Annotated in this window: 11 protein-coding genes; 1 reads left to right on the top strand and 10 read right to left on the bottom strand. The window is 73.0% G+C overall.

All coding sequences use genetic code 11. The annotated features are described in order from the left end of the window. Positions 1-39 precede the first annotated feature (39 nt). The 7 genes from ACLZN2_RS35585 to ACLZN2_RS35555 all read right to left on the bottom strand — a co-directional run bounded on the left by ACLZN2_RS35585 (position 40) and on the right by ACLZN2_RS35555 (position 14,279). On the bottom strand, positions 40-864 hold the full coding sequence (locus ACLZN2_RS35585) for a serine/threonine-protein kinase (RefSeq protein ID WP_416983620.1): 825 nt from the start codon (positions 862-864) through the stop codon (positions 40-42). 48 nt (positions 865-912) lie between these two features. Beyond that, positions 913-2,619 carry a serine/threonine-protein kinase gene (locus ACLZN2_RS35580; protein ID WP_416983619.1) on the bottom strand — a complete coding sequence of 569 codons (1,707 nt, stop codon included), beginning with the start codon at positions 2,617-2,619 and terminating at the stop codon, positions 913-915. 51 nt (positions 2,620-2,670) lie between these two features. Further along, on the bottom strand, positions 2,671-4,527 hold the full coding sequence (locus ACLZN2_RS35575; RefSeq protein WP_416983618.1) for a protein kinase domain-containing protein: 1,857 nt from the start codon (positions 4,525-4,527) through the stop codon (positions 2,671-2,673). A gap of 59 nt (positions 4,528-4,586) precedes the next feature. Further along, positions 4,587-6,395, bottom strand: a complete 1,809-nt coding sequence (locus tag ACLZN2_RS35570) for a serine/threonine-protein kinase (protein ID WP_416983617.1) — start codon at positions 6,393-6,395, stop codon at positions 4,587-4,589. Between the two features lie 170 nt (positions 6,396-6,565). Beyond that, positions 6,566-9,982, bottom strand: a complete 3,417-nt coding sequence (locus ACLZN2_RS35565; RefSeq protein ID WP_416983616.1) for a protein kinase — start codon at positions 9,980-9,982, stop codon at positions 6,566-6,568. Positions 9,983-10,136: 154 nt separating this feature from the next. Continuing rightward, entirely contained in the window at positions 10,137-12,329 is a 2,193-nt protein-coding gene (locus ACLZN2_RS35560; RefSeq protein ID WP_416983614.1) for a serine/threonine-protein kinase, read from the bottom strand. A 243-nt stretch (positions 12,330-12,572) separates the two neighbouring features. Beyond that, complete coding sequence (locus ACLZN2_RS35555; protein ID WP_416983612.1) at positions 12,573-14,279, bottom strand: glycerol-3-phosphate dehydrogenase/oxidase; 1,707 nt, start codon at positions 14,277-14,279, stop codon at positions 12,573-12,575. Positions 14,280-14,539: 260 nt separating this feature from the next. On the opposite strand from ACLZN2_RS35555, the gene ACLZN2_RS35550 reads away from it, so the two are divergent. After that, positions 14,540-15,748, top strand: coding sequence for a nucleotide sugar dehydrogenase (locus tag ACLZN2_RS35550; RefSeq protein ID WP_416983611.1), 1,209 nt, complete (start codon positions 14,540-14,542; stop codon positions 15,746-15,748). A gap of 597 nt (positions 15,749-16,345) precedes the next feature. Here the strand turns inward: ACLZN2_RS35550 and ACLZN2_RS35545 are convergent. From ACLZN2_RS35545 to ACLZN2_RS35535, 3 genes are all read right to left on the bottom strand, one after another. Further along, positions 16,346-17,470, bottom strand: coding sequence for a GuaB3 family IMP dehydrogenase-related protein (locus ACLZN2_RS35545; RefSeq protein WP_416983610.1), 1,125 nt, complete (start codon positions 17,468-17,470; stop codon positions 16,346-16,348). 114 nt (positions 17,471-17,584) lie between these two features. After that, on the bottom strand, positions 17,585-19,090 hold the full coding sequence (gene guaB / locus ACLZN2_RS35540; protein ID WP_416983609.1) for an IMP dehydrogenase: 1,506 nt from the start codon (positions 19,088-19,090) through the stop codon (positions 17,585-17,587). Between the two features lie 142 nt (positions 19,091-19,232). Beyond that, complete coding sequence (locus ACLZN2_RS35535; protein WP_359287472.1) at positions 19,233-19,820, bottom strand: sigma-70 family RNA polymerase sigma factor; 588 nt, start codon at positions 19,818-19,820, stop codon at positions 19,233-19,235. Between the last annotated feature and the right edge of the window lie 639 nt (positions 19,821-20,459).

Here is a 20,459-nt window from a genome sequence, read left to right as displayed (position 1 = left end):
ATCCGACCGAGTGCGGGCCGGGTCCGGGCCGGGTCCGGGTCAGTGGTTTTCCAGCTTCAGGTGGGGATGGGAAGCCGCGATCATCGTCTCCAGTTCTGCCGCGGCCTGCGCCGGGTCGGGTCGGTGGTCCGGGTCCGGGGTGAGCAGGCGTCGGACGAGGGGGTCCAGCGGGCCCGCGTCCGCCACGGCGGTGCGGAGCAGGGCTCCGAGCGACCACAGGTCGGAGGCGGGGCCGGCGTCGCGGCCGGACCTGCGCTCGGGGGCGACGAGGTCCGCGGCGTCGGGAAAGGCGCCGGTGGGCGGGTCCGGGGTGTGGGCCAGGCCGAAGTCGGTGAGGACGATCCGGCCTTCGGGGCCGAGCAGGACGTTGGCGGGTCTCACATCGCGGTGGACGATGCCGACCGCGTGCGCCGCGCGCAGTGCGCCGAGGACGGCGAGGCCGATGCGGGCGGCCTCGGCGGGGGCGAGGGGGCCGCGCGTGAGCGCCTGGCGCAGGGACTCGCCGTGGATCAGCTCCATGACGATCCAGGGCGGTCCGTCGCCGGCCGCCTCGGGCTGCCCGTCCTCCTCCACCACGTCGAGGATGGAGACGGCGGACGGATGGTCGACGAGGGCGGCGGCACGGGCCTCGTGGTGGAGGCGGTGAGCGGCCCTGCGGCGGTCCTCGTCCCCCGGACTGCCGGGCAACCGGGGCTGCTTGACGGCGACTTCGCGGTCCAGGAGGTCGTCGTGTGCCCGCCAGACGGTGCCCGTGGCGCCGGAGCCGATCCGTTCGAGCAGTCGGTAACGCCCGCCCACGGTACGGTCGTTGACGGCCATGGGGGCGCCGGTGTGGGCGCCTATGGGGGCACCGTCGTCACTCATGCCCCATGACTACCACGAGCGCCACGCTCCACGGCCCCCAACGCGGGTCTACGGCTTGTCGACGGCCAGGTTCGCGATCGCCGTCCGCGCCACCTCCCGGCCCCGCGCGGTGAAGTCGCCCTTGCCGGGGTAGCCGATCAGCAGCTTGTACATGTCGCCGGCGGAGGAGCGGTAGTAGAAGATCCTCACCTCGCGCGGGCGCGGGTCCCGACTGTCATCGGTGGTGTAGACCACGGTGTTCTCGGCGGCGGGCCTGCCGTCCTGGTACTTCGCGTTGTCGTCGGCGTTCGTGCGCGGCTTCTTCGGCATGTCGAGCTCGTAGCTGCCGGACTCCTCGAAGTCCGCGTCGTCGGCGTACATCTCCGCCGCCGCCGACGCCTGGATCTTCTTGCTCGTGTCCTCCGCCTTGCGGGCCACCTCCAGGACGACCGAGATCGCGCCGCTCGGATCGGTGTAGGCGACCCAGTGCTCGTCGTCCGCGCTGTCCTCGTCCGGCTCGCTGCGCACATAGGTGCCGGGCACGGCGAGGGTCGCGGTGACGTCCTTATCGTGGTGCTTCTCCCAGCCGTCCGGCAGCGGTCCGGCGAACGGGTCGGCGATCAGCACGTACGCCGTCACGGCCGCCGCGACGACCGCGGCGCCGAGCCCGGTCCACGCCGTACGGCCCATGCGGCGCCGGCGTACGGGCGCGTCGGCCGTCCGGGCGGGCGCGTCGGCGGCCGGGACGGACTCGGTGAGCTGTGCGGGCGGCTGCGGTGGCGCGGGCGGGTTCGCGGCGGCCTCCAGCAGGGCGCGCACCTGCGCGGCGGCGGGACGGCGGGCGGGGTCCTTGTCGAGCAGTCCGTTCACGGCCTCGGCGAGCGGGCCCTGCGCGGCGGCGGGCGGGGCGGGCACGGCGTTGAGGACGGACTGGAGCGTGGCCGGCGTGTTGCTGCGGCGGAACGGCGACACGCCCTCCGTGGCCGCGTACAGCACCACGCCGAGCGACCACAGGTCGCAGGCCGGTCCGGGACGCTGGCCGAGCACCCGTTCGGGCGCGATGTACTCGGGCGAGCCGACGAACCCGCCGGTGTCGGTCAGGCTGGTCTCGCCCTCGATCTGGGCGATGCCGAAGTCGGTGAGGACGATCCGGTCGTGGCGGCCGAGCAGGATGTTGTCCGGCTTCACGTCCCGGTGCAGGATGCCCGCCGCGTGCGCCGCCTCCAGCGCGGCCAGCACCTGAAGGCCGATCCGGGCGGCCTCGCGGGCGCTGAGCGTGCCCTCCTGGAGGGCGCTGCCGAGCGAACGGCCGTGGACCAGCTCCATCACGATCCAGGGCTGTCCGTCGACGACGGCGACATCGTGCACGTTGACCACGGCGGGGTGGTCGAGCCGGGCCGCCGCCCGTGCCTCGCGCCGCATCCGCTCGAACGCGTTGGCCCGTTCACGTTCGGGAAGGTGGTCCGGTACGCGGGGTTCCTTGACGGCGACCTCGCGGTCCACGATCTCGTCCTTGGCCCGCCACACCGTGCCCATGCCGCCGTGCCCGAGCCTGGCGAGCAGCCGGTAGCGGCCGGCTATCAGCCGCCCGACGCCGGGCTCGTCCGGCTCAGGGGCGCCGCCCTGCGGGGCGATCTGCGAAGCAGCGGCGGCCGCCTGTGGGTTCGGTGGTTGCGGGTTCGGCGGTTGCGGGTTCGGCGGTTGCGGGTTCGGCGGTTGCAGAACAAAACTCGTCGTTTCGTCGGACTCGTGGCCAACGCCCCCGTGGTGACTCATGGGTCCATCCATATCGCGCCAGGCGGGCCGGTTACCACCGGAGAAGGGCAACTACCGTGTCACGAACGTGTCGACGGCGACGTCGAAGTACTCCCGTGCCTCCCGCACCTTCCCGACCGGCGCCGACACCCACACGTCGTACAGCCGCCCGCCCTCCTCCCAGCACAGGTCGTAGGTGTGCCGGGGGCCCTCCGCCGCGGTGAAGCCGTCCCAGGTGAACTCCCAGAGGGCGGCGGGGTCCCCGTCGTGTGTGGTCTCGGTGACCGTGCCGTCGTGGTAACCGGGGTAGGTGTCGGGCCCCTTGGCGGCCGAGCGTCGCATCACGCCGAGGGGGCCGCCGGACTCGGGGGCGGAGATTTTGATGCCGAGGCGGAACGTCTCCCCGGGTGACATGTAGAAGACCCGCTCGCCCTGGGGTACGCGTGTGAACTCCTCCGGCACGGCGAGGGCGAACCCGGCGGGGTCGTCGGCGACGCGGTAGCCGGAGGGTGCGCTGGGGCGCTCGTCGGAGGCGGGGCTCGCGGCGCCGGACGCCGTCGCGGACGGGGTGCGGGTGGCGGTCGGGGTGGGCGAGGCTGTGGTCGGGCGGGGGCTCGCCGAGCCTCCGGCGGTCGGTCCCGCCCCTGCCCCCGCGCTCGCGCTCGTCGTCTGCCCGGACGCCGAACCCGGGGGAGACGCCGAACTCGTGGGAGAGGAGCCGCCTCCGTCGCCGTCGCGGTTCACCAGCAACGCCGCCGCCGACACGCCCGCGCCGGCCATCGCGGCGACCAGCACCGCGGCGATCAGCACACCTCGCGAGGACCGCTCCCGGGCGGGCAGCGGCTCGGATCCCAGCCGGGACTGCGTCGCCCCGAGCGGTGACTCCTCCGGCTGCCTTGACCGACCCGGCTGCTGTGGCTGACCCGACTGCCGTGGCTGGTCCGGCTCCCCTGACTGGTCCGGCTGCCGTGGCTGGTTCGACTGCTGCGGCTGGTCCGACCGCGCGGAGGGCCGCCGGAACCTCCCGGTCGTCCGGGAGCGGGTCGGCGGATCCTCCTGGGTCGGGGCGTACGTGGACCCCACGGGCTCCGGCGTACGCCCGGTGTCGAGGTAGGCGCGCAGCAGCCGCTCCGCTTCCGCCGGTGCGAGCCGCCGTTCCGGATCGCGCTCCAACAACCCCCGAACGACGGGCAGGAGCGGCGCGGCCTCGGCGGGGGTGCGGATCTCGGCGAAGACGACGGCGTGCAGGATGCCGCCCAAGGAGTCTCGCCGGAAGGGCGACTCGCCGCTCAGCGCGGTGCACAGCAGCGCGCCCAGCGACCACAGGTCGGACTCGGGGCCGGTGCGCGCGCCGGACATCCGCTCCGGGGCGGTGTACTCGGGCGAGCCGACGAAGGAACCGGTCTCGGTGAGCGTGGTGGCGCCCGCGACCTGCGCGATGCCGAAGTCGGTGAGGACGACCCGGTCGCTGTCGTTCTCCAGCAGGACGTTCGCCGGCTTGATGTCCCGGTGCAGGACCCCGGCCGCGTGCGCGGCGCGCACGGCGCCGAGCAGGGCGATGGCGATCCGGGCCGCGTCGTCCGGGGTGAGCGGGCCGTGCTCGGCGATCCGGTCGGCGAGCGAGCCGCCCTTGATCAGCTCCATGACGATGTACGGCCGTTCGCCGTCCTCGACGACGTCGTGCACGACGATGATGTGCGGGTGGCTCAACTGGGCGACCGCGCGGGCCTCGCGCAGCGTCCGGTCGCGGCGGCCGCGCGCCTGCTCGGTGGAGAGCGTGTCGTCCTGGATCAGCTCCTTGACCGCGACACGCCGTCCCAACAGCTCGTCCGTGGCACGCCACACGACGCCCATGCCGCCCCGCCCGAGCCTCGCCTCGAGCCGGTAGCGGCCCGCGATGACGCGGACGGCGTCCCCCTCGGTCCCCATGGGCCCATCATGCCCCACCGGATGTCCCGGCTCCGGGTGGCCGACCGGCCAACCCCCCGTCAGGAGGCAGTGGGTTCCCGCCAGCTCTGCAGTACGGTTCTGAACTGCTGTGCGGTGGTGGCCCAGTCCTCCGCCGGGGAGGACATGTAGATCACGTACTCCGCGCCGTCACGGGAGATGTACGTCTCCTCGATCGCGCGGCGCGCTCCGGGGAACTCGGTGTCCTTCGCCAGCGCGGTCCAGGTGTACTCCCACTCGGAGCCCTGGCGGTCGCGGTAGACGTTCTTCTCCAGCTTGACCGTCTTGTAGTCGACGAGCCGCTTGAGCTGCAGTTCGAGGTCCTTCTGGTGCGCGTACGGGTCGTTGTAGTCGGGGGACTTGTCCAGGGCGATACGGATGAAGTGCTCGCCGCCGTCCGGGGAGTAGTCGATCTGCTGGAGGTCGCCGTCGTTCTGGTACACCGTCCGTGTCCAGGTCTTGTCGGGCAGCGAGAGCCCGAAGCCCAGTTCGTCGTCGACCTGGACCCAGGAGTCGGACACGCCGCCCTGCCCGCCGGGGCTATCGCTGGCCGAGGCGCTCGGCGAGGCGGAGTCGGAGGCGGTCGTGCTCGTGCCTGTGCTCCTGTCGGTGCTCTCCTGGCCCTGGTCGAACTGCTGCAGCGCCAGCGCCGTACCCCCGCCGACCAGCGCGGCGACGACGACCACGAGCGCGAGCGTACGCAGCCGGCGGCGCGGGGGCGGCGCGGCTGCCGGGGCGGGGCCGAGGTGGGTCGGGCCCGAGTGCAGGGGGCTGGGAACGGGGCCGGAGCCGGTACCGGAGCCGGGTACGGGCGCCGAGGCCTCCGACGCCCCAGGTACCACGGGTCCTACGGGGCCCGGGGTTCCCGACGGCGGTCCGGCGTGCCCCCCGGTCGTGTACTGCGCCCCCGTCCCGTTCGTCCCCTGGTGCTGGTGGTACTGGCCGGAGTGGCTGGGATGGCCGGGGTGGCCGGGGTGGCCGTATCCGCCGGGCCCGCCGTACTGCGTGGGCACGAAGGCCTGCGCCTCGTTCGGGCGGCGTCCCTCGGCGGCCTCGGCGAGGAGTTGCTCGGCCTCGGCCATGGAGGGGCGGGCGGCCGGGTCCTTGCGAAGGAGGGCGGTGATGACGGGGCCGAGCGGACCGGCGTACACGGGCTCGGTGGCCTCGTCCTCGATGACGGCCTGCATGGTGCTCAGCGCCGACGTGCGGCGGAACGGCGAGCGCCCCTCCACCGCCGTGTACAGCGTGGCGGCGAGGGCCCACAGGTCGGAGGACGGGCCCGGGTCCTGGCCGCGGATCCGCTCGGGGGCGAGATAGTCGACGGAGCCGACGACCTCTCCGGTGCGGGTGATCGTCGTGTCGCCCTCGATCTGGGCGATGCCGAAGTCGGTGAGCAGGACACGGCCGTCGTGCGAGATGAGCACGTTGCCGGGCTTGACGTCACGGTGCAGGACTCCGGCGGAGTGTGCGGCCCGCAGGGCGCGCAGCACCCACAGGCCGATCCGGGCCGCCTCGGCCGGCTCGACCCGGCCCTCGTCCTTGACGGCGTCGGCCAGCGAACGGCCCTCGACCAGCTCCATCACGATCCACGGCCGGCCGTCGTGTTCGAGCACGTCGTGCACCGTGACGACGGCGGAGTGGTTGATCCGCGCGGCCGCGCGCGCCTCCGCCCTGGTGCGCGCGAGCAGGATCGCCTTGTCGCTCTCGCTGACGTAGAGGGCGGCGGTCAACTCCTTGATGGCGACCGCCCGGTGCAGCAGCTCATCGTGAGCACGCCACACTCGGCCCATGCCACCACTGCCGATGGTGTCGGCGAGCCGGTAGCGGCCCGCGAGGAGCAGGCCCTGCATCTGATTCACGTTGCCCCGCAATGGTCTTGACAGGGTCAGCGTAAAGACCGGGATGCCTTCACGGAACCAGCGGGGTGCCCAGGAGACGGCACTGTGACGGTTGTCGCTTTTCGGGCCGTCCGGGAACCGGAGGGGACCGAGCGCTCGCTCAGCCGGTGGACGGGGGATGCTCAGCCGGTGAACTGGTAAGTGGCCGACGCCTGTTCGTACAGCCGCGTGACCTCGTCCCGTTCGGCCTCTGGCCCGCGCACCTGTACGACGTGATAGCGGCCGTCGATGAGGATCGCGAGGTTGCGGACGTACAGCTCGCGCCCGCCGTCGGACCAGGTGAACTGCCCTTCGGCCATGGTGCGCGTGCCCACGGTGGTCGTGCGCAGCCCGGAGGCGGTGGCCCAACTGGAGTCGCGGTAGGGCTGGAGTTCGCTCTCCTTCTCCCGCTGGTAGACCATCGGGTCGCTGCCGTTGGCGGAGGCGCTGTCCCTTCCCGGTACGACGATCAGCTCGAAGTCGCCGTGGGAGTAGACGACCTGGCCGCGCCCGTTCTTGCCGGTGTGGTTCCAGCCGTCGGCCACGGCGATCTGGAAACCGGCGGCGTCCTTGCGCAGGGTGAAGCCGTCGGCGACCTCCGCGCCGGAGCCGGTCTGGGGCTCGGTGGCCTCCGCGCTCGTGCCGCTGCCCGGCGAGGTCTGGTCGGGACGGGGCTCACTGCTCACGTCGGGGGCCTGGCCGGCGGGTGCGCTCGCGGAGGAGGAGGCGGTGGCCCCGGTGTTCTGGGTGCCGGCGGTGCCGGCCCCGCCCTCCTCGTCGGCCTTGGGCATGAACAGGACCGCGTATGCGACGGCGCCGGCCAGCAACAGCAGGATCAGCACCAGCAGGGTGCGGCCCAGGCTGCGCGGGGAACGGCCCGTGTCCTGCCGGGCCCGCTTGTGGCGGCCGTGCGTCGCGGGCAGCCCGGCGCGCCGTCGGCGCACCAACTCGCCCTTGCGGCGCACGATCGGCAGCCGGCGCGGGTCGGTGGGCGGCGCGGCGACGACGTACGTGCCCGCCTCCGGCTCGGGCGCGGACCGCACCAGCGAGCGCAGCCAGCCGCGCAGTTCCTCGAAGTCGAGGCGCTCGGTGGGGTCCTGGCGCAGCAACGACTCCACGACCGGCCTGAGCGGACCGCACTCCTCGGCGAAGGCGGGCGGCTCGGCGCACACCATCTGCACCAGCTCCGCCGTCGACTCCTCCGGGTAGGGCGCGTGTCCCTGTACGGCCCTGAAGAGCAGCGCGCCCAGCGCCCACAGGTCGGTCGCGGGACCGATCGGCGCGGCCAGCTGCCAGTTCTCGTGCACCGGCCCGGCCTGCTCGGGCGCCCAGCGCTCGGTGACGGGCCCGACGACCGCCATCCGCGCCTGCCGGGCCCGCTCGGCGGCGAGCGCGGTGGCGGGGCCACGTCGAACGGCGCCACCGGGCACCCCGGCGGCCACGAGATCGTCCCAACGCGCCCCGGCCCGGCCGTCGCCCCCCACCCCACCGGGCTGCACCGGGACGGGGACAGCCGGGTGGCCTCCGGCGGTGGGGACCGGCGATTGCCCCGCGCGGCCGGGGACGCCCGGATACCCGCCGGCGGCGGGGACGGCCGTATGTCCGCCGGGGGCGGGCGCGGGGCCCGGTACGGCGTTCGGTGCGGGGGCGCCTCGCACGCCGTAGGGGTCGGCGATCTGTCCGGGTGGTTGGGAAGGGGCGCCGCTGGTGCCGCCGAGAACTCTGGGAGCACCGCCGCCACCGCCGGGCACGCCCGCAGCAGCCCCGGGCGCACCCGGGGCACCGCCACGCTGACCAGGACCACCAGGGCCGTCGGGACCCCCGGGAACACCAGGACCGCCAAGAACGCCAGAGCCGCCGGGGCCGCCGGGATGGCCAGAACCGCCGAGACCGCCAGGGTCACCGGGAGCACCAGGGCGGCCGGGACCACCAGAGCCGCCGGGCCCCCCGGGATGGCCGGGACCACCAAGACCACCAGGCCCGCCAGGGTCACCAAGACGGCCGGGACCACCAGGACCACCAAGGACGCCAGAACCGCCGGGCCCCCCGGGGCCGCCGGGATGGCCGGAACCGCCGGGACCGCCAGAACCACCGGGACCGCCAGAACCACCGAGACCGCCAGGGTCACCGGGATGGCCGGGACCACCAAGACCACCAGGCGCTCCAGGGCCACCAGGACGGCCGGGACCACCAGGGCCGTCAAAGACGCCAGAACCGCCGGGCCCCCCGGGGCCGCCGGGATGGCCGGAACCGCCGGGACCGCCAGAGCCACCGGGACCGCCAGGGTCACCGGGAGCACCAGGGCGGCCGGGACCGCCGGAGCCGCCAAGACCGCCAAAGTCACCGGGATGGCCGGGACCACCAGGCCCGCCAGGAAGCGTGCCGTTCGGGCCGGTGGCGGGTGCGCCGTATGGGGAGGCCGTCACGGGGCCGTCGTTCTCGGCGGGGGTGCGGGCACCCGGCAGGGCCGCGCGGCCGTTCTGCTGGGCCTCCTGGACGCGGGCCGCGGCGCGGGCGCCCGCCCGGTAGGCGGCGATCGCCCCGGCGCGCGCGGCACGGATGTCCCCGCCGGTCTCCACGGGCGCCCGGCGGGCGACCTCACCCGACGCCGACGTCTCGGCGCCGGTCACCGGCTCACCGGCCGGCCCCGGCAGCCCACCGGCCGCCCGCGCCTCTATCGCGGCACGCCGTGCGGCCTCGGGATCCTCACCGACGGACCCACCCACCGGCCCTCCGCCGGAAGCACCGACGGAAGCACCTACGGACCCGCCGACCGGCCCTCCGGCGGAAGCGCCCACGGCCCCACCGAAGCCACCGCCGACGCCCCCTCCGGCGGAGCCGTCGGCGCCATGGCCCAGCGCGCCGGAACCCGCAGGACCCAAAGCCGTGGCGGACACCTGGACCGCCGCTCCCGTCCCGCCCGGTTCCTCCGCCGGTACCGGGTCGTAGCCGCACAGCGCCTCTTCCGCCGCCCCGACCGCGAGGCCGGTCAGCATGACCCGTCCGTCGTCGCAGACGAGGACGGTGCGCGCGGTGATGTTGCGGTGCACCCAGCCGTGCGCGTGCAGCACCCGCAGGGCCGTGAGCACGTCGGAGGCGACCTCGGCCGCCCGGTACGGCGTCAGCGGCTGCTCGGCGAGGAGCGCGGCGAGCGGCCGCGCGGCCACCAGCTCACTCACTATCCACAGCGAACCGCCGTCGGCGAACACGTCGAAGACCTGGTCGAGCCGGGGGTGGTCGGGGATGCTCGCGGCGGCCTGCGCGGCCTCCACCGCCCGCCGTACGACGGGATCGGCGGGCCGCCGGGTGCTCGCGCCCCCGCGCGCGCCGGGGATCCGCCCGGCGCCGCCCCTGCGGTCACGCGCCGTGAAACCCGCGGGGAGCCCTTCGGCGTCGAGCACCTCCGCCTCGACGACCTCGGGCAACGGCACCTGGCGGACCAGGACTTCCTGTCCGCTGTAGGTGTCGAAGGCCCGGGTCTCGGTGAGTTCGTACTCGTCGGAGGGCGGCAACGGCAGGCGGTAGCGGTCGGCGAGTACCCGTCCCGCATAGTCGTCCACGTTGCCTCCCCCGGCCGCCCCGGTCGGTCAATTCCGTTCGTTTCACGACCCGTTGCGGCCGTATCAGGCCATGGTGCCGGATGCGTACGGTCCGCAGCCCCTCACGATACGTGCCGGAGGCAACTCTCAGAGAGGGGATGCCACATCCCGGACGCTACTTCTTGGGCGTGAAGGTGTCCGTGAACGTCTGCCAGGTGCTCTTGCGCAGTTCGGTGGACCACTTGGCGGCCTTCGCCGTGTACATCAGCGCGTACCCCTGGCTGTTGCTCACGACGAAACCGCGGTCTGTGACGCGGTACTTGGTGCCGCTCTCCACGTAGGTGAACTCCCAGTCGGCCGTGTTCCAGCCGCGGTAGTTCACCGCCTCTATGCGGATCTTCTTGTACTGCGAGCGCGTCATATAGCGCTCCTGGTTCTTCCAGTCGGCGACCGGGTCGTCCTTGGGCGTGGTCGTCCAGGCGATCAGCAGCCGCTGCCCGTCGGGGCCGGTGAAGCGGTCGCCCGCGGAGCTCGACGTCTGGAACTTCCACCCGGTGGGCAGCCCGATCGAGTATCCCTGGCTCCCCTTGTACGTGTTCGCCGCCGTGCTGCTGTCGGTGGTGGAGACGTCGGAGCCGCTGCCGCCCGTCGCCGCGGTGTTGCCCTGCGTCGTGGCGGAGTCGGCGGAGTCGGCCGAGCCGGTGGACTGCGCGGTGGACTCGTCCGTACGGGTCCCGCCGGCCTCGTCCTCCTTGGTCTCGGCGCTCGCGCTCGCGCTGCCGCTCGCCACGGCCTTGCCACCGCCGCCGTTGCCGGAGCCGCTCGCGTCGTCGCCGTCACCGCCGCCGAGCGTGAGGGCCAGTACGGTGCCCAGCACCGCGAGGGCCACGACCACGGCGATGATCACCAGCGTGCGCTTCGGCACCACGTCGGTCAGCGGCGCCCTGGGGACGGGCCGCGGCGGCAGGTCCGGCGGGGTCATCACGGGCCAGCCGGAACTCCGGCCGCCCGTCGCGCTGTTCTTGCCACCGCTCCCGTCGGAACCGGTGGGCGTCACGGTGGTGGGCGCGGAGCCGGCCGCGGCGGACGAGGCGGCCGCAGCCGTGGTCGCCCTGGTGGCGGACGCCGGCGTGGCGGACGCCGACGTGGTGGGCGCGGACGTGGTCGCCGCGCCGGTGCGCCGGGCCTCGCCCGTGCCCACGGAAGGGGACACCGTGGTGGCGGCCGCGGAACCGGAAGCCGCCTGGGCACCGGAAACCGCCTCGGCGCCCGAAGCCTTGGCGCCGGAAGCCTTGGTGCCGGAAGCCGCCGTACCGCTGCCGGACCTGACGCGGGACGCGGCCGCCGTGGACGCCGCCCCCGCGGCGACGGCGGCCTTCTTGCGTACGGACCGCAGCGCGCCGCGCAGCTTCTCGCCCGCCTCCCCGGCCGAACTCCCCTTGTTCTCGGGGCTGTCCGGCTGCACCGGGATCGGCACCAGCCTGGTGGCGTCGGCCGGCTCGGCCTCCCTGGGGTCGGGCGCGTGGATCACGTCGTCGAGCATCGCCCGCGCGCCGGCGTCGTCGAGCCGCCGCTCGGGGTCCTTGGTGAGCAGCCCGTAGATGACGTCCTTCAGCGGACCGGCGTTCTTCGGCTCCTCCAGGGGCTCGGTCATCACCGCGGTGAGCGTGGCGATCGCGGAGCCCTTGTCGTACGGCGGCGAACCCTCGACCGAGGCGTAGAGCAGACCGCCGAGCGACCACAGGTCGGCGGCCGGACCGGGCTTGTGGCCGCGGGCGCGCTCCGGGGAGATGTAGGAGGGGGCGCCGACAAGCATGCCGGTGGAGGTGATGGACGGGTCGCCCTCGACCTGGGCGATGCCGAAGTCGGTGAGCACGACCCGGCCGTCCTCGGCGATCAGCACGTTGGACGGCTTCACGTCGCGGTGCAGGATGCCCTCGCGGTGCGCCGAGCGCAGCACGTCGAGAATCGCGAGCCCGACCTCGGCGGCGCGCCTCGGTTCCAGTACGCCGTCCTCACGGATGACCTCGGCGAGCGACTTGCCCTCGACGAGTTCCATCACGATCCAGGGCCGGTCGTCCTCCTCGACCACGTCGAAGACCGTCACCGCGCTGTTGTTGCGAATCCTGGCGATGGCCTTGGCCTCGCGCAGGGTCCGGGTGATCAGCCGGCGCTTCTCGTCCTCGTCGATGTTCCCCGGGAACCGCAGCTCCTTGACGGCGACCGTCCGGCCGAGGGTCTCGTCCTCTGCGCGCCACACCGTCCCCATGCCGCCGCGGCCGAGTACGCCTCCCAGCCGGTACCGCCCGGCGAGGAGACGTGCGCTCTTGTCCTGACGGGATGCTCCCGCCCGCTCCGCCTCCGACATGCGTCCCCTCATGCAACCCGCCCTGACAGAGCCTCCATTGTCCCTCACCCGACAAGTGCCCGACGCCCAGGGTGCCCCTACGCCCCTACCAGGAGGGGAGCATTCCGGCCAGAAGGTGCGGCGCACTCAGGCCAGCGCCCTGGTGACGCCCCGGCACAAGGCCCGCCCCTGCCGGGAACAGGCCTTGTTCTCACCGGAGTTCGCGTGGCAGTTCGCGTCGGAGTTCACACCGGAGTTCGCCGGTCAGAGCGGCACGATGTCCGGTGCCCCGAGCCGTGCCGCGTCCGCCGTCAGGTCGTCGGGCTGGAGCTGGGACTCGCGCTCCGCCTCCACCCGCTTCTCGTAGTGTTCGACCTCGCGCTCGATCTGGTCCTTGTCCCAGCCCAGCACGGGCGCCATCAGCTCGGCCGCCTCCCGGGCGCTGCGCGTGCCGCGGTCGAAGGTCTCGATGGAGATCCGGGTGCGCCGGGTCAGTACGTCGTCCAGGTGCCGCGCCCCCTCGTGCGAGGCGGCGTACACGATCTCGGCGCGCAGATAGTCGTCGGCGGCCTGGAGCGGCTCGCCCAGCGAGGGGTCGGAGGCGACGAGGTCGAGGATCTCCTCCGTCATCGCCCCGTAGCGGTTGAGCAGATGCTCCACGCGCACCACGTGCAGCCCGCTGCGCGCGGCGATGCGCGCCCGCGCGTTCCACAGTGCCCGGTAGCCCTCGGCGCCCAGCAGCGGCACGTCCTCGGTGACGCAGTCGGCGACCCGCATGTCCAGCCCGTGCACGGCCTCGTCGACGGCGTCCTTGGCCATCACCCGGTAGGTTGTGTACTTGCCGCCGGCCACGACGACCAGTCCGGGCGCCGGGTGTGCGACGGTGTGTTCGCGCGACAACTTGCTGGTGGCGTCCGACTCGCCGGCCAGCAGCGGCCTGAGGCCCGCATAGACGCCCTCGACGTCGTCACGGGTGAGCGGCACTCTGAGGACGGAGTTCACCCGCTCCAGCAGATAGTCGATGTCCGCGCTGGAGGCGGCCGGGTGGGCCTTGTCGAGGTCCCAGTCGGTGTCGGTGGTGCCGACGATCCAGTGCCGGCCCCAGGGGATGACGAACAGCACGGACTTCTCGGTGCGCAGGATCAGGCCGGTGGTGGAGCTGATGCGGTCCCTGGGCACCACGAGGTGGATGCCCTTGGAGGCACGGACGTGGAACTGGCCGCGCTCGCCGACCATCCCCTGGGTGTCGTCGGTCCACACCCCGGTGGCGTTGACGATCTGCCGGGCGCGGATCTCGTACTCGCCGCCGCCCTCCACGTCCTTCACCCGTGCCCCGACGACCCGTTCGCCCTCGCGCACGAAGGCCGTCACCCGCGCCCGGTTGGCGGCCTTCGCGCCGTAGGACACCGCCGTGCGCACGAGGGTGGCGACGAGGCGGGCGTCGTCCACCTGGGCGTCGTAGTACTGCAACGCGCCGACCAGCGACTCCTTGCGCAGGGCGGGGGCGACGCGCAGGGCGTGACGGCGGGTCAGGTGACGGTGCAGAGGCAGACCCCGGCCGTGACCGCGGGCCATGGACATCGCGTCGTAGAGCGCGACGCCCGAGCCGGCGTACCACCGCTCCCAGCCCTTGTGCTGGAGCGGGTACAGGAAGGGGACGGGCTTGACCAGGTGCGGTGCGAGCCGCTCCAGCAGCAGACCGCGTTCCTTCAGCGCCTCGCGGACGAGGGCGAAGTCGAGCATCTCCAGATAGCGCAGACCGCCGTGGATCAGCTTGCTGGACCTGCTCGACGTGCCCGACGCCCAGTCACGGGCCTCGACCAGTCCCGTGGACAGACCGCGGGTGACGGCGTCGAGGGCGGTACCCGCGCCGACCACTCCGGCTCCCACGACCAGCACGTCCAGCTCGCGCTCGGCCATGCCCGCCAGTGACTCGGCTCGCTGCGCCGGCCCCAGTGTCGCTGTCCTCACCGCTGCCTCCCGCTGTCCGTCGCGCGGGCCGCACCTTCAGGGCGAGGCCCGCTCGGTGTCCCCCTGCCCAAAATTCTGACCGCCTTGCCCGACTTCAGCCACCACGCACCCCCAGCCTGTGGACAACTCTCACGGAACACAGTCGATCAATCCCGCATAACGGTCATATTTACTCCTAGTCTGACATTGCGCTCGCCCATCCTGTCCACAGGGCTTGCGCACCTGTCCCGCTTCGGTTACTGGGAAGGACGGCCCACGCCATGCCCGCAGATCTCGCCGTCATCGGACTCGGCCCACTCGGCCTGCCCCTGGCCCAGGCCGCGGTGGCCGCCGGCGTCCCCACGCTCGGCTACCGGACCGGACCCGAGGCGGGCTCCCTCAGCCCCGCCGAGCTGCGCCGGATGCTCTCGGGGGGCTTCCGGCCGGCCACCGACCCCGCCGGGCTGAGCCGGGTGCGTACGGCCGTCATCTGCGCGCCCACCCCGCGCGACGCGGACGGCGGCCTCAACCTCGGCCAGGTGGAGGCCGCCGCCCGCACCCTCGGCGCCCAGTTGCGCCCGCACACCACCGTCATCCTGGAGTCGCCGGTCCACCCCGGGACCACGGAGGACTTCCTGCGCCCGCTCCTCGAAGAGACGTCCGGCCTGCGCGCGGGCCGCGACTTCCACCTCGCCTACTCCCCCAACCGGGTCGACCCCGGCAACCGCGCCTTCACCCCCGCGAACACCCCGAAGGTCATCGGCGGCCTGACCCCCGCCTGCACCGAGTCCGCCGCCGCCTTCTACGGCCGCCTCACCGACAAGGTGGTACGCGCGCGTGGCCTGCGGGAAGCCGAGACGGTCCACCTCCTGGAGACCAACTTCCGGCACGTCAACATGGCCCTCGTCAACGAGATGGCCGTCCTCTGCCACGACCTCGGCGTCGACCTGTGGGACGTCGTCCGCTGCGCCGAGACCAAACCCTTCGGCTTCCAGGCCTTCCGCCCCGGCCCCGGCGTCGGCGGCCACTCCGTCCCCCTGGACCGCGCGGGCCTCCCCGGCGGCCCCCTGCGCATGGTCGAACTCGCCCAGCAGGTCAACAGCCGTATGCCGCGTTACGTCGTCCAGCGCGCCGCCGCCCTGCTCAACGAGCACGGGAAGTCGGCCCGGGGCGCCCGCGTCCTCCTCCTCGGCGTCACCTACAAGCCCGACCTCGCCGACCGGACCGGCACCCCCGCCCACGAGATCGCCCTGCGCCTGATGGAACTCGGCGCCGCCGTCAGCTACCACGACCCCCACGTCCCCACCTGGAGCGTCCTCGACCGCCCGGTCCCCCGCGCCGACTCCCTGTACGAGTCCGCCGCCGACGCCGACCTCACGATCCTCCTCCAGCACCACCGCACGTACGACCTCCAGGGCCTCTCGGTGAAGGCCCAGCTCCTGCTGGACACCCGGGGGGCCACGCCCACGGGGGCGGCGCATCGGTTGTGAAGGGGGGCGCGTGGGGTGCGGTGGACCCCGGAGGTGGTGGCATGGGGAGCCCGGCGCCAGTACCGTGGGGGCTACGGAGTATCCGCCCCTAGTCTCCGTGGGGGCGGCCGCTCACCATCCGAAAAGGGTGGAGCCCACCGCAGCGGGAACTGCGGCAGGCTCCTGATTGGTGAACGAAGTGTCCACCCCTACTCTCTATAGGGGTGGCCGCTCACCAACCGTGGATCCGCAAAATCCACCTCCTCCGGAACTTCACCAGCCGCAGCCGGATGCGATCCCAGCGAGTGGGTTTGCGGTGACGGCCCATGGGCGCGCCCCCTTCCATGACGCCGCCCAATATCCCGGTGGACGGTCTACTGGAGTTCCGGGCCGGGCCCCGGGCACCGGGTCCGATACGTACTCCTTGGAAGGGGGCGCCCCAGAGAGCAGGGCGCCGGAGAAGACGTTATCGCCTGCGACCCCCCTGACCAGCCCAAATCCACCCCGAACGCAACCGCGCGCCCCCTCCCCACCCCACACGCCCTCGCGCCCGCCCGGGCATGCGAAAGGGGCCGGTCACCCATGCGGATGACCGGCCCCTCGCGACGCTCTACGGACCTACCGCCGGTGCACGGAGTCCGCCACCGTCACCTCGACGCGCTGGAACTCCTTCAGCTCGCTGTAGCCCGTCGTGGCCATCGCGCGGCGCAGGGCGCCGAAGAAGTTCATCGAGCCGTCGGGGGTGTGCGAGGGGCCCATGAGGACCTCCTCGATGGTGCCGACCGTGCCGAGGGCGACCTTCTTGCCGCGCGGCAGCTCGTCGTTGACGGCCTCCATGCCCCAGTGGTGGCCCTTGCCCGGCGCGTCGGTCGCGCGGGCCAGCGGGGAGCCCATCATCACCGAGTCGGCGCCGCAGGCGATCGCCTTGGGCAGGTCGCCGGACCAGCCGACCCCGCCGTCCGCGATGACGTGCACGTACCGGCCGCCGGACTCGTCCATGTAGTCGCGGCGGGCGGCCGCGACATCGGCCACCGCGGTCGCCATCGGGACCTGGATGCCCAGGACGTTGCGCGTGGTGTGCGCCGCGCCGCCGCCGAAGCCGACGAGGACGCCCGCCGCGCCGGTGCGCATCAGGTGCAGGGCCGCCGTGTAGGTGGCGCAGCCGCCGACGATCACCGGGACGTCGAGTTCGTAGATGAACTGCTTCAGGTTCAGCGGCTCGTGCGCGCCGGAGACGTGCTCCGCCGAGACCGTCGTACCGCGGATGACGAAGATGTCCACGCCCGCGTCGACGACGGCCTTGGAGAACTGGGCCGTGCGCTGCGGGGAGAGCGCGGCGGCCGTGACCACGCCGGAGTCGCGCACCTCCTTGATGCGCGCGCCGATCAGCTCCTCCTTGATGGGGGCGGAGTAGATCTCCTGGAGGCGACGGGTCGCCGTGTCCGCGTCGAGGCCGGCGATCTCGTCGAGCAGCGGCTGCGGGTCCTCGTACCGGGTCCACAGGCCTTCGAGGTTGAGGACGCCGAGGCCGCCGAGCTCGCCGATGCGGATCGCGGTGGCCGGGGAGACGACCGAGTCCATGGGGGCGGCCAGGAAGGGCAGCTCGAAGCGGTAGGCGTCGATCTGCCAGGCGATCGAGACCTCCTTCGGGTCCCGCGTACGGCGGCTGGGGACGACGGCGATGTCGTCGAAGGCGTACGCCCGGCGGCCGCGCTTGCCGCGCCCGATCTCGATCTCAGTCACGTCTGTGGCCTTTCCCTGATGCGTTTCAGCGTCTTCCAGTATCGCCGACGGGCACGACAAAGGCGGCCCCGGTTGCCCGGGACCGCCCTGTGCTCAGCTGTGCGGAGCCGCCGACTATTTGTTGCGGCTGTAGTTCGGGGCCTCGACCGTCATCTGGATGTCGTGCGGGTGCGACTCCTTCAGACCCGCCGACGTGATCCGGACGAAGCGGCCCTTCGTCTCCATCTCGCCGATGGTGGCGGCGCCGACGTAGCCCATGGTCTGGCGCAGACCGCCGACGAGCTGGTGCAGGACCGCGGCGAGCGGGCCGCGGTAGGGCACCTGGCCCTCGATGCCCTCGGGCACGAGCTTGTCGTCGGAGGCGACCTCGGCCTGGAAGTAGCGGTCCTTCGAGTACGACCGGCCCTGGCCGCGCGACTGCATGGCGCCGAGCGAGCCCATGCCGCGGTACGACTTGAACTGCTTGCCGTTGATGAACAGCAGCTCGCCGGGGGACTCCTCGCAGCCCGCGAGGAGGCTGCCCAGCATCACCGTGTCGGCGCCGGCGGCCAGTGCCTTGCCGATGTCGCCGGAGTACTGCAGACCGCCGTCGCCGATCAGCGGGACCCCGGCGGGACGGGCCGCGAGGGAGGCCTCGTAGATCGCGGTGACCTGCGGGACGCCGATACCGGCCACCACGCGCGTGGTGCAGATCGAACCGGGGCCGATGCCCACCTTGATGCCGTCCACACCGGCGTCGATGAGGGCCTGCGCGCCGTCACGGGTGGCGACGTTGCCGCCGATCACGTCGACGTTCACACTCGACTTGATCTTCGCCATCCAGCTGAGGGCGTTGCTGTTGTGGCCGTGCGAGGTGTCGACGACCAGGAAGTCCACACCGGCCTCGGCCAGGGCCTGGGCGCGCTCCAGCGCCTCGGGGCTGGCGCCGACGGCGGCACCGACGATCAGCCGACCCTCGGAGTCCTTCGCGGCGTTCGGGTACTTCTCGGCCTTGACGAAGTCCTTGACCGTGATCAGGCCCTTGAGCAGGCCCTCGTCGTCGACCAGCGGAAGCTTCTCGATCTTGTGCTTGCGCAGCAGCTCCATGGCCTCGACACCGGTGGTGCCGACCTTGCCGGTGACCAGCGGCATCGGCGTCATGACCTCGCGGACCTGACGGGTGCGGTCGCTCTCGAAGGCCATGTCGCGGTTGGTCACGATGCCGAGCAGCTTGCCGGCCGGGTCGGTGACGGGGACACCGCTGATGCGGAACTTGGCGCACAGGGCGTCCGCCTCGGCGAGCGTCGCCTCCGGGTGCACGGTGATCGGGTCGGTGACCATGCCGGACTCGGACCGCTTGACCAGGTCGACCTGGTTGACCTGGTCCTCGACGGACAGGTTGCGGTGCAGCACGCCGACGCCGCCGAGACGGGCCATCGCGATCGCCATGCGGGACTCGGTCACCTTGTCCATCGCCGCGGACAGCAGCGGGATGTTGACCCGGACGTTGCGGGAGATTCGGGACGAGGTGTCGACCGCGTTGGGGAGCACCTCGGACGCTCCCGGCAGCAGCAGCACGTCGTCGTAGGTCAGCCCGAGGGTCGCGAATTTGGCGGGCACTCCGTCGACGTTGGCAGTCATGACACCTTCCCCAAATGGCCTTGATCGGTGCGGATGTCCATGCTAACGGGAAGTGCACCTCCCGAATTCCACGGTTGGACGCCGCTCCGGGCTTCGTATGTTCGTACGGAAACGACAGCGGGCCTGTTCACCGAAGGGGCGATTACTGCTCGGCGAGCGCCCGCAGCCGGCTCAGCGCACGGTGCTGGGCCACCCGGACCGCGCCGGGTGACATTCCCAACATCTGACCGGTCTCCTCGGCGGTGAGGCCCACCGCGATCCGCAGCAGCAGCAGCTCGCGCTGGTTCTCGGGCAGGTTGGCCAGGAGTTTCTTGGCCCACTCGGCGTCGCTGCTGAGCAGGGCGCGCTCCTCCGGGCCGAGGGAGTCGTCGGGGCGCTCCGGCATCTCGTCGGAGGGGACCGCCGTGGAGCCGGGGTGGCGCATGGCGGCCCGCTGGAGGTCGGCGACCTTGTGCGAGGCGATCGCGAAGACGAAGGCCTCGAAGGGCCTGCCGGTGTCCCGGTAGCGGGGCAGGGCGAGCAGGACCGCGACGCAGACCTCCTGGGCGAGATCCTCCACGAAGTGACGTGCGTCGCCGGGCAGCCGGGAGAGCCGGGTGCGGCAGTAGCGCAGCGCCAGCGGGTGGACGTGGGCGAGCAGGTCGTGGGTGGCCTGCTCGTCGCCGTCGACGGCGCGATGGACGAGCGGACCGATCGTCCCCACGGCAGTGACCGCCTCGTCGTCGCGCATCGGTCCATGGTGCACCGCGGCCGATCCGTCCGCGGCACCGTGCTCGTCGTTGTGCACCGAAGCGTTATGAGCAGGTGCGCCGGAACTCATCCCCTGCGCCCTCCCCTTCCGCTCGACCGACTCGTCCCCGAGAGACTCCACATCTCAAGGATGCGGCATCCGCGGCGAAACGAGCAGCGGGCACCCGGCGGGGCCCGGCGCCGCCCCCGTCCACCGCACCGGGACAGGATTCCCGCTCGACCTCCCGACCCTGCCTGAGCAGGGCGGTTCCCTGACGACGCCCCGGGGCCCCGCGAGGGGCGCGGGGCTGTACCGATATGCGGCTCCGCCGCGATGGGGGTCCCCCGCTCGGGGGAAGCCGAGAGTGGGGGAGCGACCGGCCACGACGAAGCCGCAGCCGACCGGCGGCCCGCACCGCACCGCGCGGCGCCCCGGCAAAGCGCCCAGGACCTGTCCGGCCGATCATGCCGCAGACGCGAGGTCTGGCACGCACACCGACGCCGCCGAGGCGCCGTCGCCTTCCTGCGACTTGATCAGCCGGACCCGCCCTAGGGCGTGTTTCGAAAGTAGCGTCGTCCGCCCGTAGGGCGGGCCCGGCGGCGTCTGGTGCGTGCGATCGCAAGGCGGAGGGTCGCCCCG

Origin of the sequence: Streptomyces sp. T028 (genome assembly GCF_048159505.1) — a bacterium.
GTDB lineage: Bacteria > Actinomycetota > Actinomycetes > Streptomycetales > Streptomycetaceae > Streptomyces.
Note: the sequence above shows the minus strand (reverse complement) of the source record. Positions and strands in the feature narration are given on the sequence as shown.